Origin of the sequence: Paenibacillus sp. HWE-109 (genome assembly GCF_022163125.1) — a bacterium.
In the GTDB taxonomy this organism is placed as follows: Bacteria; Bacillota; Bacilli; order Paenibacillales; family NBRC-103111; genus Paenibacillus_E.
This window is the reverse complement of record NZ_CP091881.1, coordinates 6,240,788-6,254,059: the sequence shown is the minus strand read 5'-3', so window position 1 is coordinate 6,254,059 and position 13,272 is coordinate 6,240,788. Positions and strand designations below refer to the sequence as shown.

Annotated in this window: 13 protein-coding genes; 9 read left to right on the top strand and 4 right to left on the bottom strand. The window is 49.4% G+C overall.

Going from position 1 to position 13,272, the window contains the following annotated elements:
- Positions 1-547: 547 nt before the first annotated feature.
- Positions 548-1,270 (bottom strand): FadR/GntR family transcriptional regulator, encoded by a 723-nt coding sequence (locus tag LOZ80_RS26705; RefSeq protein WP_238167511.1) that lies wholly within the window; start codon positions 1,268-1,270, stop codon positions 548-550.
- A 103-nt stretch (positions 1,271-1,373) separates the two neighbouring features.
- Between LOZ80_RS26705 and glcD the strand changes: the two genes are divergently transcribed.
- The 8 genes from glcD to LOZ80_RS26665 all read left to right on the top strand — a co-directional run bounded on the left by glcD (position 1,374) and on the right by LOZ80_RS26665 (position 9,285).
- On the top strand, positions 1,374-2,789 hold the full coding sequence (gene glcD / locus LOZ80_RS26700; RefSeq protein WP_238167510.1) for a glycolate oxidase subunit GlcD: 1,416 nt from the start codon (positions 1,374-1,376) through the stop codon (positions 2,787-2,789).
- Positions 2,782-4,095 (top strand): (Fe-S)-binding protein, encoded by a 1,314-nt coding sequence (locus tag LOZ80_RS26695; RefSeq protein ID WP_238167509.1) that lies wholly within the window; start codon positions 2,782-2,784, stop codon positions 4,093-4,095. The genes glcD and LOZ80_RS26695 overlap by 8 nt, the downstream gene beginning before the upstream one ends.
- A gap of 488 nt (positions 4,096-4,583) precedes the next feature.
- Positions 4,584-5,156 carry a class I SAM-dependent methyltransferase gene (locus LOZ80_RS26690; RefSeq protein ID WP_238167508.1) on the top strand — a complete coding sequence of 191 codons (573 nt, stop codon included), beginning with the start codon at positions 4,584-4,586 and terminating at the stop codon, positions 5,154-5,156.
- Positions 5,156-5,827: a phosphatase PAP2 family protein gene (locus LOZ80_RS26685; RefSeq protein WP_238167507.1), complete on the top strand. Its 672-nt coding sequence runs from the start codon at positions 5,156-5,158 to the stop codon at positions 5,825-5,827. The genes LOZ80_RS26690 and LOZ80_RS26685 overlap by 1 nt, the downstream gene beginning before the upstream one ends.
- Positions 5,828-6,085 (top strand): VTT domain-containing protein, encoded by a 258-nt coding sequence (locus tag LOZ80_RS26680; protein WP_238167506.1) that lies wholly within the window; start codon positions 5,828-5,830, stop codon positions 6,083-6,085.
- Positions 6,086-6,180: 95 nt separating this feature from the next.
- Positions 6,181-6,882, top strand: coding sequence for a response regulator transcription factor (locus LOZ80_RS26675; protein ID WP_238167505.1), 702 nt, complete (start codon positions 6,181-6,183; stop codon positions 6,880-6,882).
- Complete coding sequence (locus LOZ80_RS26670; RefSeq protein ID WP_238167504.1) at positions 6,875-8,020, top strand: sensor histidine kinase; 1,146 nt, start codon at positions 6,875-6,877, stop codon at positions 8,018-8,020. Before LOZ80_RS26675 ends, LOZ80_RS26670 begins: the two co-directional genes overlap by 8 nt.
- Positions 8,017-9,285: an adenosylhomocysteinase gene (locus LOZ80_RS26665; RefSeq protein WP_238167503.1), complete on the top strand. Its 1,269-nt coding sequence runs from the start codon at positions 8,017-8,019 to the stop codon at positions 9,283-9,285. Before LOZ80_RS26670 ends, LOZ80_RS26665 begins: the two co-directional genes overlap by 4 nt.
- A 343-nt stretch (positions 9,286-9,628) precedes the next feature.
- Here the strand turns inward: LOZ80_RS26665 and LOZ80_RS26660 are convergent, their stop codons facing one another.
- From LOZ80_RS26660 to LOZ80_RS26650, 3 genes are all read right to left on the bottom strand, one after another.
- On the bottom strand, positions 9,629-10,309 hold the full coding sequence (locus LOZ80_RS26660) for a TIGR00266 family protein (protein WP_238167502.1): 681 nt from the start codon (positions 10,307-10,309) through the stop codon (positions 9,629-9,631).
- 172 nt (positions 10,310-10,481) lie between these two features.
- Positions 10,482-10,721 carry a hypothetical protein gene (locus LOZ80_RS26655; protein WP_238167501.1) on the bottom strand — a complete coding sequence of 80 codons (240 nt, stop codon included), beginning with the start codon at positions 10,719-10,721 and terminating at the stop codon, positions 10,482-10,484.
- An 86-nt stretch (positions 10,722-10,807) separates the two neighbouring features.
- Positions 10,808-11,686, bottom strand: a complete 879-nt coding sequence (locus LOZ80_RS26650) for a helix-turn-helix domain-containing protein (protein WP_238167500.1) — start codon at positions 11,684-11,686, stop codon at positions 10,808-10,810.
- Positions 11,687-11,843: 157 nt separating this feature from the next.
- Here LOZ80_RS26650 and LOZ80_RS26645 point away from each other — a divergent pair, with 157 nt between their 5' ends.
- Positions 11,844-13,238, top strand: coding sequence for an MATE family efflux transporter (locus tag LOZ80_RS26645; protein WP_238167499.1), 1,395 nt, complete (start codon positions 11,844-11,846; stop codon positions 13,236-13,238).
- The last annotated feature ends 34 nt before the right edge of the window (positions 13,239-13,272 follow it).

Sequence of the window (13,272 nt, the reverse complement as noted above, 5' to 3'; positions counted from 1 at the left end):
GAGGCTCATATTCCCCGCAAACACCCGCATTCCGCGCATATAGCAGCCTCCAAAGACCCCTATTCCTTCAAGTAGCTAGTTTTTCCGCGTCCAAACCACGGATAAGAGCCTCCAGAGGCTCTTATTCCCCGCAAACACCCGCTTCCCCGCAGATAGCTTATCCCCGCAAACACCCGCATTCCGCGCATATAGCAACTTTCAAAGGCTCTCATTCCTTCAACTAGCATTCCCCCCACCAATGAGTAGCGAGAAAAGGTGCATTAAGGTTGTTAAACAGCGTTAAGTCAGCGGCTGGAGGCAAAGTTAGGTTTTTAAGGCTGTTTTACAGCCTTAAAGCAGGAAATGAGCGAGCTCAGCAGCGAGAGAGGGTGTTTAAGGTTGTTAAACAGCGTTACAGCAGCGGCTGGAGGCAAAGTTGGGTTTTTAAGGCTGTTTTACAGCCTTAAAGCAGGAAAAGAGCGAGCTCAGCAGCGAGAGAAGGCATTAAGGTTGCTAAACAGCGAGAGCAAAGTGTTTAAGGTTGTTAAGCAACCGCAGGTTATCGCCATTAACGAGAGCCAGCGTCCAACTTTTGAACGACGCGGTCGACTTTCAATATATGCTGCATGACCCGATCTTCGGCCAGTTTCACATGCTGGAGTTTGATCGCTTCGTAGATATCCTTGTGCTCTTGGATCAGCAGCTCGACGGAAGCCCGTTCAGCAAAAAACCAAAGCCGGCGGGACTCTTTCATGCTTTCCTGCAAACGGTCGGTCAAAGATTCCATCATACTGACGAATAACGAGTTATGGGAGGCTCTGGCAATGGTGAGATGGAATCGAATGTCAGCCTGCTCGCTAAGGGATTCGTCCCCGATGGCCGCTTCCATCTCCTGAATGGTCATCTCAAGCAGCCGCAGGTCTTCCTCTGTACGCCGTTCTGCAGCAAGAGAAGCACAGCCAGCCTCGATAAATTTACGCACTTCCAGCACTTCTTGAAACGACTCCGTCTGATAAAAGAAACTGCCCGAACCCGAATTGTCACCTTCCTCGCTGGGCAATGTCAGGCTCACGAACGTCCCCCCGCCATGGCGAATATCGACCCAGCCCATCGCTTTCAAAGCACTCATCGCTTCGCGGATCGTAGAGCGGCCCACTTCAAAGTTCACCGCTAACTGATCGACAGTTGGGAGTTTGGCGCCGGGTAGATAGGCACCTGCTTGAATTTGCTGCTTTATATGGGTCATCACGATCTCAGAGCCTTTTTGCGGCTTGATCTGTGGGAATGTCATAGGAAAACCTCCAGAAAAATGGCTATACAATGATTCTATTATACGCTAATATAAGAAAAAAGTCATCTGATGACATGATGACTCCGAGAGGGAGGCATGTATCATGCTTGAAAACCAAGTGAAAGCTAAACTTCGTGGTATCGTAGGCGACGCCTATTTTAAAGATGATATTGAAACGCTTGTCACACATTCCTACGATGGGACCCCCATGCTGCAACAGCTGCCTGAAGGGGTTATTTATCCGCAAAATACGGCCCAGGTATCGGCGATTATGAAAGTTATGAGCGAGCATCAAATACCGCTGATCAGCCGAGGTTCCGGGACGAATCTATGCGGAGGCACCGTTCCTGTACAAGGCGGCATCGTAATGGTTATGCATCGGATGAATGCCATACTCGAAGTGGACATGCAGAATTTAACCGCGACAGTGCAGCCAGGTATAATTACTAAGACATTTATTGAGCATATTGAAGGTTTGGGACTTTTTTACCCACCTGATCCGAGCAGCATGGCAATCTCTACGATTGGCGGCAATATTGCCGAGTGTTCCGGAGGCTTGCGCGGGTTGAAATACGGGACTACCAAAGATTACGTCATCGGACTAGAGTGCGTGCTGGCTTCAGGGGAAATTATGCGTACGGGCGGCAAATTGATGAAAGACGTTGCGGGTTATGATCTGACCAAGCTGCTGATCGGTTCGGAAGGAACCCTTGCGGTTATTACTGAAGCAACTTTGAAGCTCATCCCTCCCCCTAAGCATAAGAAAACTATGCTGGCGATGTTCAAAGATATGTACGGAGCGGCACGCACGGTATCTGCGATTATTGAGAATCGCATCATTCCTGCCACGCTGGAATTCATGGATAATCCGACGATTCGTGTGGTGAACGACTTCGCGAAGCTGGGGCTGCCACTCGATATGGAGGCTATTCTGCTCATTGAGCAAGATGGCGAGTTCGAGACAGTGGAGCGGGATATTGCCCGAATCTCGGAAATTTGCCAGGAAGAGCATGCGGATCAAATCAGCATCGCCAGCAATCAAGAAGAAGCCCTGAAGCTGCTTACAGCTAGGCGAAGTGCTTTCACGGCGCTGGCTCGGCTTCGTCCCACGACAATTTTGGAAGATGCGACTGTACCGCGTTCCAAAATCGCCGAGATGGTGCAGCAGATTAATCGTATTGCGAAGAAGTACGACGTGCAGATATGCACTTTTGGTCATGCCGGGGATGGCAATTTGCACCCGACAGCGACTACGGACGCTAGAAATCATGATGAGATCGAGCGCGTCGAGGCCGCTTTTGAGGAAATTTTTGAAGAAGCGATACGTCTTGGCGGTACGATTACGGGAGAGCACGGCGTCGGGCTCGTTAAAGCGCCATTCCTGGAATGGAAAGTTGGAAGCGCAGGGATCGCCATCATGAAGAATATTAAACAGGGCTTCGACCCTTTGAACATCCTCAATCCGGGTAAAATGTTTGCCAAAGAGTCCAGACGCAGGGTGGTGATCGACCATGTCTAATGCTACGGCTAAGTCGCTCCAGGAATCACTGAAATTGAAGCTGGATTATGATCAGCTAACGAACTGCATGCGCTGCGGATTTTGTTTGCCGGCTTGTCCAACCTTCAAGGAAACCGGTGTGGAAGCGGAATCCCCGCGTGGGCGAATCTCTTTGATGAAAGCTGCGGTTGACGGAATTATGGAACCCAATGTTCGATTCGAGGAGCAAATGGGCCATTGTCTAGGTTGTAGAGCGTGTGAACCTGCGTGTCCAGCGGACGTCAAATATGGTCAATTGATTGAACAGGCGAGGGATGCCATCGAGGATCACACCACACAGCACCGAACTTGGGTAAAAGGTGTGCGCAAGATCGTTTTTGGCCAGTTGTTCCCTCATCAGAATCGCATGAAGCTGCTAGGCAAGGGGCTTAGATTTTATCAAAAGTCAGGCGCCCAAACTCTCGCACGAAAAACCGGCGTCGTTGGTCTATTTTCCAAACAGATGTCCGCGATGGAACGTATTTTGCCAGAAGCGGCTGGGAAGGGCGTTGTGGATCAACTAGGAACCCGGGTTCCTGCGATTGGGGAGAAAGTGGGTACCGTCGGCATGTTCCGCGGGTGCTTAATGGACGTGTTGTTTACGGAAACGAACCGTAAAACCGTACAACTGCTGGCCAAAGCCGGATTCGATGTGGTGATCCCGGAAGCTCAGAACTGCTGCGGCGCCCTCCACGCTCATAGTGGAGAGATGGATCAGGCTAAGCAATTGGCTCGCCATAATATTCGCGCTTTTCAGGAAGCAGGTGTGGATTATATTGTGTCGAATGCAGGCGGGTGCGGTGCGATTCTGGTTGAGTATGATCATTTGCTGCATGACGATGCCCAGTGGCAGGAGCAGGCGAAGTGGTTTGCGAGCAGGGTGAAGGACATCAGTACAATTTTGTTGGAAAAAGGTCGTCCGCTCCCCTTCACGGAAGGGCCTGGCGTTCGTATTACGTATCAGGACTCCTGCCATTTGCGCAATGTAATGAAAGCCGGGGAGTCTCCACGCAAATTGCTTAAGCAGATGCCAGGAGCGACTTTTGTCGAGATGAAAGATGCGGGGTCCTGCTGCGGATCCGCCGGAATTTATAATTTGACTCAGCCGGATATGGCGAATACGATTCTCGACCACAAGATGGATCACGCCAAAGCTACGGAGGCCCATTACATCGTGACCAGCAACCCTGGTTGTTTGCTGCAAATGAAGTTGGGCATTGATAAACATGCTCCTGGTTCGCCGATGCAAGCTGTGCATATCGTGGATTTTCTTTATGAGCGCGTGTAGTTGAATAGAAAAGAAGGGCCTATCTCTTAGTTATGGACTAAGGGGTAGGCTCTTTTGGTATATATGGTTGGAGTGAACGAAGAGTCACTTCAGCTGCCTCGCGAGAAGGAGGGAACTACAGTACGTATTCTAGCAAAAAGTGGAGTTTTTGCGAGGGTGAGGGAACTACAGTGCGCTATTTTGCTGTTTGGCGGAAAATTCCGCGCTTTTCGTAGAAATAAGGCCCTGTAGTTCCGCTACGACCCTCGTATCCCTGCTATTTGCCAAAATAGCGTCTTGTAGTTCCCTTTTAAGAATGGTCCCAAATCAGAAGCTGATCTCTCCGGGCGGCGAGCCGGTTTTCTTAGCTACAGGATCGTCTATGGGGAGTCTCTATTGGCTATTTCTTCAAAATTTCTTCAGAAATCCTTTACTTTTTCCTTCGCATATTCTGCAGAATATTTCGTTACGATTAATGCATCGAATGGTAACGAGAGGAGAGTTTTCCCATGATCAGAGCGATGCAAGAGCAGCTGTTATTTCTATATAAATTCATGCGTGCGCCGAGTCAGATCGGGAGTGTCACGCCGAGCTCTGTGTTTCTGGCCAAAAAAATGCTCGAGCCCGTTCAATGGAACCAAGTTAGGAGCGTTGCCGAGCTCGGAGGCGGTACTGGCGCCATTACCAGACATCTGGCACAGGTTCTGCATAAAGAGGCCAAAGTACTCGTTTTCGAAAAAGACCAGCAGCTGCGCAGTCAATTGTCCGCCAGGTTTCGGGACTTTGCCTACTATGCCGACGCTTGCAGCATGCAGCCTGCCTTACGGAGAGAAGGAATCGATGAGCTGGATTGCATCTTGAGCGGCCTCCCGTTTTTTAATTTTCCGCCAGCTCTGCGAGAGCAATTAATGAACCAGATCGAAATGACGCTGAAGCCAGGCGGCTTATTCATCGCCTTCCAGTATTCGCAGCAGATGCGGAAGCAGCTCAGCCAGCGATTTGACATCGAGCGCGTTCATTTTGTCCCGCTCAACGTTCCGCCTGCTTTCGTATACGTCTGCCGCAAAAGGGGAGTATCTTGATGGGCGCGGATAAAACCGACGCCAGCAACATCAAATCGAAGCTTGGCACATATCTTCCGCTACTTTGGCTGTTTTCGATTCCCGTGTTGAACGTATTCTATGGTCATCTGAATAACGGCAGCGGCAATGTCGGCAATCTGATGACTGATTTAGACAATCTGATCCCTTTCCTTCCGGTATTTATTATTCCTTACTTGTTCTGGTATCCGTTCATATTCGGCATGTTCATCGTCTTGTTTCTGAAGGATAGAGCCGTCTACTACCGCAGCTTGATTGCCTTGTGCGCAGGGCTTATCTCCTGTTACCTTATTTATGCAACGTATCAAACGACCGTACCTAGACCGTCCATAATTGACAACAGTTGGCTAACTGGGCTTGTAAAATTTGTTTATGCAGCAGATAAGCCCTTCAACTGCTTCCCGAGCATTCATGTCCTGACCAGCTACATCGTACTGAAAGCATCTTATCGCTGCAGCTTTGGGCGAAAAGCGCGAACGGCGATTGTCATAGCCGCATGGAGCATCATCATCTCCACTCTATTCGTGAAACAGCATGCGCTTCTTGACGTTGCCGGGGCTGTTTTATTGTCCGAAGCGCTTGTTTTCACCCTAAAGCTTAACCGTTTTAGAAACCGCAAGCCATCAAAGGAGATTCACTTCCATGAATTATGAATGGCTGCTGTCGCTCCTTCAGTGATTCGGTTATGCGGCGCTGTGACTGTTAGCGCACTTTTGCATCAGGTTCCTGCGTTCATTCTAACGTATTTAGGTGTCGTTTCCGGCTTAACGCTAGGCTACTTGCTCGGTCGCTGCGTTGGAACAGCTGTTTTGGCGAGATTAAGTCGTAAGAAAAAAATGGAAAAATATTTACGTTTTTCGGAGACGCTTGTCCAAAAATATGGTAGCTTTGCAATAGGCATTAGTTTATGATTGGACGCTACGTGGGCGATCATGCACGGGAAGTCGGAACCCTATTTTACGAACATGGTTTACGCTGAAAATAACAAACCTGGGAGTGATCCAGCTTGACAATAAGTGTGCTCATCGCAGACGATGATCCGGAAATTCGCGACGTCATTCGTATTTACTTGAAAAATGAAGGCTACCGCGTTTTTGAATCGGAGGACGGCGTTCAAGCACTTGAGCTGCTGCACCGCGAATCGATCGATTTGATCATTCTGGACGTCATGATGCCGAATATGGATGGGATTAGAGCTTGCTTCAAGATAAGAGAGATGACGAAAATTCCGATTATTATGCTCTCCGCCAAAAGTGAGGATATTGACAAAATAACGGGGCTTACGACCGGGGCGGATGACTACATGGCGAAGCCGTTTAACCCGCTGGAGTTGGTCGCAAGAGTCAAGGCGCAGCTGCGCAGGCAAACGTTTACCGGCGTGGCCGAAAATCAGGCCAAAGCTTCCGATAGGAACATAGTGGAGATCGACGACCTGGTTATTCACATAAACAAGCATCTTGTGACGGTGCACGGCAGAGAGGCGCTGCTTACACCAATCGAGTTTTCTATTTTGGAACTGCTTGCCAGCCATCGCGGACAGGTATTCAATGTAGAACAAATTTATAGGAGCGTTTGGAAAGAAGATAAATTTTTGTCTGACAATACTGTGATGGTCCACGTGCGCAACATTCGCGAGAAGATCGAAGATAATCCGCGTGAACCGCGATTTATCAAAACGGTTTGGGGAGTGGGATATAAAGTTGAATAGAGACTTCCTTTCCCTCTTGAACTGGAAGAAGAGCATTAGGCTGCGCTTGCTCGGATCGCTTCTATTTAGCCTGGTCGCTGCTTTTTTCGGAACGTCCCTCATCAATGATTTTTTGAATTTTATTTTGCCGCAGATTATCGTCATGAAGAGTGAAAGTGAGGCTCTTTCCTTTGCTAACGCAGCCTTGTCTTTCCTCTCGTTCTTATTTTTCTTTTTACTCATCTTTTTCTTTCTGATGCGTCCTATCGTCAGGAAAGTGAGAACTCTTGCCGACGGCCTCATGGCGATCGCCAATGGGGATCTCAATTACCGGGTGCCCCTGCCGGGCCAAGACGAGTTGGGGGAAGTCGCGCAGAACATCAATTACATGGCTGAGCAGCTTCAGAGCATGATGAAGAGAGAGCGCCAGATCGAGACATCAAAGATGGAGCTGATCACGCACGTATCTCATGATTTGCGCACGCCTTTGACGAGCATCATCGGCTATTTGAACCTGCTCAAAAATGACGACTACCAGGATCTGGACGAACACAAACGGTACATCCATAATGCCTTTAACAAGACCCAGCAAATGAAAAAGCTGATCGACGATCTGTTCGAGTATACCCGTCTTACCAGCGGAGACGCCAATCTTACCTTCCAGGTGATCGACCTCAACAGCCTTCTGGAGCAAATTATCATCGAGTTCGAGCCGATCGCGCAGGAGCTCTCCCTTACGATCAGGAAGGATTGGGAACAACAGTCCCTATTTGCCCATGTGGATGTTGAAAGGCTGGTACGGGCGATCGATAACCTGCTCATGAATGCCCTCAAGTTCTCCTTGAAGCCCGGTGAAATCACGGTTCGACTTGCCGAGCGCGATCATCTTGTTGTGCTTGCGGTTGAAAATTGGGGAAGTCCGATTACCAAGGAGCAGGAAAAGCTATTGTTCGAGCGTTTTTATAAAGCAGAGCCTTCCAGGCGTGATCGAGATGTGCCTTCGGGTGCAGGACTCGGTCTATCGATTGCGAACTATATCGTCGAGCTGCATGGAGGAAGAATCGGTCTGAAGCATGCGAACGGGCATTTCACCTTTTATATCGAGCTGCCGAAAGCGGCACAAATAACGAAGTACAATGAGAGTGAGGAGATTATATGAATTCGAATGCCAAGGAACGCAGTAAAATCCAGGATATCGCATTGGCGGGGGAAGGCAGGCTTAAAATCGAGTGGGCGAGCGCACATATGCCCGTACTGAATCGAATCAAGGATCGATTCGTCATCGAACAGCCTTTTAAAGGATTGAAAGTTGCCATATCGCTTCACTTGGAGGCGAAGACGGCTTATCTTGCGAAGGTCATTCAAGCAGGCGGTGCACAAGTGACGATTACAGGCAGCAACCCGTTATCCACCCAAGATGACATATGCGCAGCGCTCGTTACCGACGGCATTACCGTCTATGCTAAGTATAATCCAGATCCGCTGGAGTATAAGCAACTGCTGATCGATACGATCGAAACAGAGCCGGATTTAATCATTGACGACGGCGGGGATTTGGTAGGCATTCTGCATACGGAACGTCGCGATTTGTTAGGGAAGGTACGCGGCGGGGCTGAGGAAACGACAACAGGGATATGGCGTTTGAAGGCGATGGAAAAGGAAGAGCGGCTCGAATTCCCGATGATTGCGGTGAACGACGCGTCATGCAAATATTTGTTTGACAACAGGTACGGTACGGGGCAATCGGTGTGGGACGGGATTAATCGGACGACTAACCTGGTCGTTGCTGGTAAAGTCGTCGTCGTGGCAGGCTATGGCTGGTGCGGCAAAGGCGTTGCGATGCGTGCCAAAGGCTTGGGGGCGAAAGTCGTGGTCACAGAAACGGACTCGATCAAAGCCGTTGAGGCGTACATGGACGGATTTGAGGTTATGCCTATGCATGAAGCGGCCCAAATCGGCGATATTTTCGTCACGGTTACCGGTAATAAGGATGTCATATGTGGTAAGCATTATTTTCTGATGAAGGACGGAGCCATTCTTACGAATGCGGGCCATTTCGATGTGGAAGTCAATGTGAAGGATCTCGAAGACATCGCCGTCTCGCATCGGACTGTCAGGAAAAACATCAACGAGTACACGTTCATCGACGGTCGCTGCGTCTATTTACTTGCAGAAGGGCGGCTCGTTAACTTAGCAGCGGGCGACGGTCATCCGGCAGAAATCATGGATATGACTTTTGCCCTGCAAGCAATGTCGTTGAAATATGTGAACGAGCATTATCAAAGTCTCGGCAGTAAAGTCATAAATGTACCGTTCGAGTTGGACGAACAGGTTGCACTCTACAAGCTGGACTCGCTTGGTATTGAAATTGACAGGCTTACGGCGGAACAGCAAACTTATCTTGCGAACTGGGCGGGGCATTGATTTCAACCCCGGAGCCTCTTATCAAGAGGCAAACATACAAGAAGAACATAGCCGTGGGCCTCAGGCTAGGTTCTTCTTGTATGTTGTGGAGTGATGCGGAGGAATGGGAACTACAGTCCGCTATTCTAGCAAAAAGTGGCATGATCGCGAGCGAGAGGGAACTACAGTCCACTATTTTGTCTTTTATAGGAAAAAACAGCGCTTTTCGTAGAAATAAGGTCCTGTAGTTCCGCTATTACCTTCGTATCCCTACTATTTGCCCGAATAGCGCCCTGTAGTTCCCTTCCTAAGATCTGCCCCAAATCAGAGGCTGATCTCTCAGGGCGGCAAAGTCATGGCATTTTTAACGGCCACCCGGAATAAACTGTCTTAACCAGCCGCCGAAACTTTTGGGATTGCGTGTTTGAATCAGTACGACACCTTCCCCACGGAATCGGCAGACTACGCCTTCTCCGCTCGTAACGCTGGATAGCCAGCCTTTGGCCGCTTTTTCGATGGTGTAGTGGGTATAATCTGGCCAAGCGACCAGATGCCCATTATCAATGACAACCTCTTCACCTGGTGAAAGGTTAATGGCATGAATTGCCCCGTAGGACGATAGGAAGACGGTGCCTTTGCCGCTAATTTCCACGATGAAAAAGCCTTCGCCCGACATAAAGCCGCTCATCAGATTCTGCATCTTGGTATTGACCTGGATGCCGGAGGTGCCAGCTAGGAAGCCGTCTTTTTGTACGAAGAGCTTGTACGATCCATCCAGTTCGACGGCCTCAATGTCGCCGATTACAGCTGGCGCGAGCAAGACCTCTCCAGGTCCTCTGGAAGGGGTCAGTTCTTGAAAAAAGAACTTCTCGCCGCTGAGCATTCGGCCCAAACCTCGCATAATACCGCCATCTACCGTTCCTTTGAGCTCCACATTAGGTGACATGGAAACCATGGCCCCTGCCTCAGCTTTGATGTTCTCTCCTTGTTCAAGCTGTACTTTCAACATGGGAAAAGCACCTTTATACAGGATTTCGTGTTTCATTGTTAACCTCCAAGTAGGGTTGAATTTTGGGATGAGTGCTTCTTATCATTTTTTCCCAGTATAACATATTTCATGAAAGGACTATTTGGATCGGCGGGTGAAAGTAAAAAAAGCCGCTTCCCGGCGGTCTGGACCGCGCCCGGGTGAGCAGCTTTATTTGTTATTAACTAAACTAATTAATCGAGGACATTACGGTGCCAAAAAAGATTACAGCAAAAAGAAGATAAAGCACAATCCCGATAGCGGCCCAGATTAGGCTGGCCTTGGCATAATTGGCTTTGTTCGGATTCTCCCCGCTGCTGAATGCCCATACGAATAATAAGATAATGTTCACAATTGGAATCGCGAGCAGCAGGATTGTTAACATCCAATTCTTCACGCTAAGGACAGGTGCGGTTTGTTGTTCTTCCATAATCAAGCTCAACTCCCTCTCACGTCATATATGTTAACTGTATTGCGCAGTTGTTGTATATATGCCACTGAGTTCTGTCGCTCAAGCTAATTTCTGGCGAAACGCTGCCTGTACTTGCGCGGAGAAATGCCTTCCAGGCGGGTGAAGCAAGTAGCAAAATAGGCAGGCTGCTCGAAGCCGACTTCTTCTCCAACATGAGCAACCGGAAGGTCGGTTTGAAGCAGCAGCAGCTTGGCCTGCTGGATGCGCAGGCGGAGCAGGTATTCCGTCGGCGAGCAACCGTATTCTCTTTGCATGCAGCGGGCGATGTACACGGGATGGAAGTTAACATGATCGCCAAGCGCTTTGGCGGAAACCGTCTCTCGGTAATGCTGACGCAAATAGGAAGCAGCTTTTTCCGCACAGGCGAGCGAAGGTGAGCGTTGTTCCTTTGTCGCAGAAACGGATAGTTGGAGCAGCAGTTCATGAAACAACTGCTGCTGGGCAAACCGAACACCGCTCATATGCGCGCGCGGCTGCAGTTGATGAAGCTGCTCGAACAGCTCATACGTTTTCTCAGGCTGCAGGAGGGTCGTATACTGCGGGATTCGGATGGTAAATGGTTCAACCGCGAATGGCTCGATAAAGACGGGAGAGGGATCTTCAAGCGGCAAGGCTGGAATTGTGTTATCAACCATGTTCCAGAGACCTCCAGCGTGGAAGTGCATCCAATACGTCGAGGTATCCTCCGCGCATACTTGGGTTGCAAAATGGTAGCAGTCAGGTCTTAGAATGAGGGCTTGACCAGGAGCAACCTCAAACCGCTGCTCCTCTTCCGCCAGAAAGAGGCAGCCGGAGGTGGTGATCAAGAGATCAAAAACCTCAATATGACTTCTGCTGGGATGCTTGGCGTTCTTAGGAATGGTATTGAAACCGCTTGTAATGTAATGCGGAAAAGGCGGGATTGTCATTTCTATCAAGGCCATCTGAATCACCTGTTCATTTCTTCGTATAGAAGTTGGAATTTTGAAAGTTTAAGTTGCAATGCTGATACATGGAACCCACTATAGCATCTATAATTTGAGCAGGCAACAAAGTTTCATTTTCATAAAAAGAGAGACTGGAATCGGATGGTGGCATATCATGCAGACAGAGAAAAATAAGTTCACATTATGGCTTTTGGCGTGGCCGATTTTCGTCGAATTGCTGCTGCAACTGCTATTGGGCGTAGTAGATACCCTGATGGTAAGCCGCGTGTCGGATGATGCGGTTGCGGTTGTGGGCTTGGCGAATCAAGTGTTTCAAGCCATGATGATTTTATTTATGACGGTGGCCAGCGGCGCGGGGATTTTGATAGCGCAGAAAATAGGCGCCAAGCAGCAAGAAGCTGCCCGTACGGTTGCGATCATGGCTGTTACCGTGAGCGCAGCGATCGGGGTTGTGCTTAGTATTATCCTGTATCGAGAAGCGCTGCCACTGGCAAGGCTGTTTCAATTGGAGGAAAGGCTGCTTCCATTGGCGCAAACCTACATTTCGATTGTCGGAAGCGGGATGGTTCTAACGGCACTGACAGCTGCGCTAAGCACGATTATTCGCAATACAGGAAATACCAAAGGGCCGATGATTACGGCGATTGGCATGAATGTGATTCATATAGTGTTTAACTATGGATTTATATACGGCGAGTTAGGCTTCCCCCAATTGGGGTTGACCGGTGTAGCGATATCGACGTTAGTAAGCCGATTGCTGGCGACTTGTTTGCTGCTGTTTATGTTCGTTACCGCTTTCGAGCGGAGAATCTCGTGGGGAGATTTACTGGTTTTTAACCGCAAGCTGTTCGGGGCGATCCTGAAAATAGGTTGGCCGATGGGCATCAACATGTCCTCCTGGGTATTGTCGCAGTTAACGATTTACACCATCTTGGCAACTTTGGGGGCAAGAGAACTGGCAACGAGAACATATTTGAATACGCTCGAATCGATCTGTTTTATGTTGGGTTTTTCGATTGCCCTGGCTGTACAAATTCAGATTGCCCATCTGTACGGATCCGGGAATATCAAAGAAGCGTATCGAAGCGGTTATCGCGGCACCTGGATCGGCATGGGGTTAGTAGGCTTCAATAGTCTGATTCTTTTTTTCACGTTCAAAAGTTTTCTCAGTTTCTTTACGTCCGATGCGGGTATTGTGCAGCTTGGGATGTCTTGTCTGGGGCTGACGCTGGTTCTGCAGCCGGGGAAGATGCTCAACATGGGGTTTGGCAACGCCTTGAGCGCGATCGGGGATACGCGGTTCAATATGGTGATTTCGCTGATCTCCATGTGGGGATTAGCCGCAGGACTTTCCTATTATCTCGGTTTGCATTTGGGCTGGGGCTTGGCGGGCATCTATGTCGCGATGATCTGCGACGAGTATTTGCGCGGTATTCTGGTCATCATCCGGTGGCGGCAGAAGAAGTACTTGCGGCAGGCTGAGGCACGGAAGGAGAGCGGCGCAGGGCTTGAGAACGTCAGGCAGGAGGGAATGGGCTTGCACGCTTAGGCAGCTGCGGAAGATGCCCTTGCGTGCAGCCCGC

What these genes read in the sequence shown, in the direction of transcription:
- LOZ80_RS26645 (WP_238167499.1), top strand. Translation starts at nt 11,844, where the DNA reads ATGCAGACAGAGAAAAATAAGTTCACATTATGGCTTTTGGCGTGGCCG.
- LOZ80_RS26690 (WP_238167508.1), top strand. Translation starts at nt 4,584, where the DNA reads ATGATCAGAGCGATGCAAGAGCAGCTGTTATTTCTATATAAATTCATG.
- LOZ80_RS26685 (WP_238167507.1), top strand. Translation starts at nt 5,156, where the DNA reads ATGGGCGCGGATAAAACCGACGCCAGCAACATCAAATCGAAGCTTGGC.
- LOZ80_RS26655 (WP_238167501.1), bottom strand. Translation starts at nt 10,721, where the DNA reads ATGGAAGAACAACAAACCGCACCTGTCCTTAGCGTGAAGAATTGGATG.
- LOZ80_RS26650 (WP_238167500.1), bottom strand. Translation starts at nt 11,686, where the DNA reads ATGGCCTTGATAGAAATGACAATCCCGCCTTTTCCGCATTACATTACA.
- LOZ80_RS26695 (WP_238167509.1), top strand. Translation starts at nt 2,782, where the DNA reads ATGTCTAATGCTACGGCTAAGTCGCTCCAGGAATCACTGAAATTGAAG.
- LOZ80_RS26660 (WP_238167502.1), bottom strand. Translation starts at nt 10,309, where the DNA reads ATGAAACACGAAATCCTGTATAAAGGTGCTTTTCCCATGTTGAAAGTA.
- LOZ80_RS26705 (WP_238167511.1), bottom strand. Translation starts at nt 1,270, where the DNA reads ATGACATTCCCACAGATCAAGCCGCAAAAAGGCTCTGAGATCGTGATG.
- glcD (WP_238167510.1), top strand. Translation starts at nt 1,374, where the DNA reads ATGCTTGAAAACCAAGTGAAAGCTAAACTTCGTGGTATCGTAGGCGAC.
- LOZ80_RS26680 (WP_238167506.1), top strand. Translation starts at nt 5,828, where the DNA reads ATGGCTGCTGTCGCTCCTTCAGTGATTCGGTTATGCGGCGCTGTGACT.
- LOZ80_RS26665 (WP_238167503.1), top strand. Translation starts at nt 8,017, where the DNA reads ATGAATTCGAATGCCAAGGAACGCAGTAAAATCCAGGATATCGCATTG.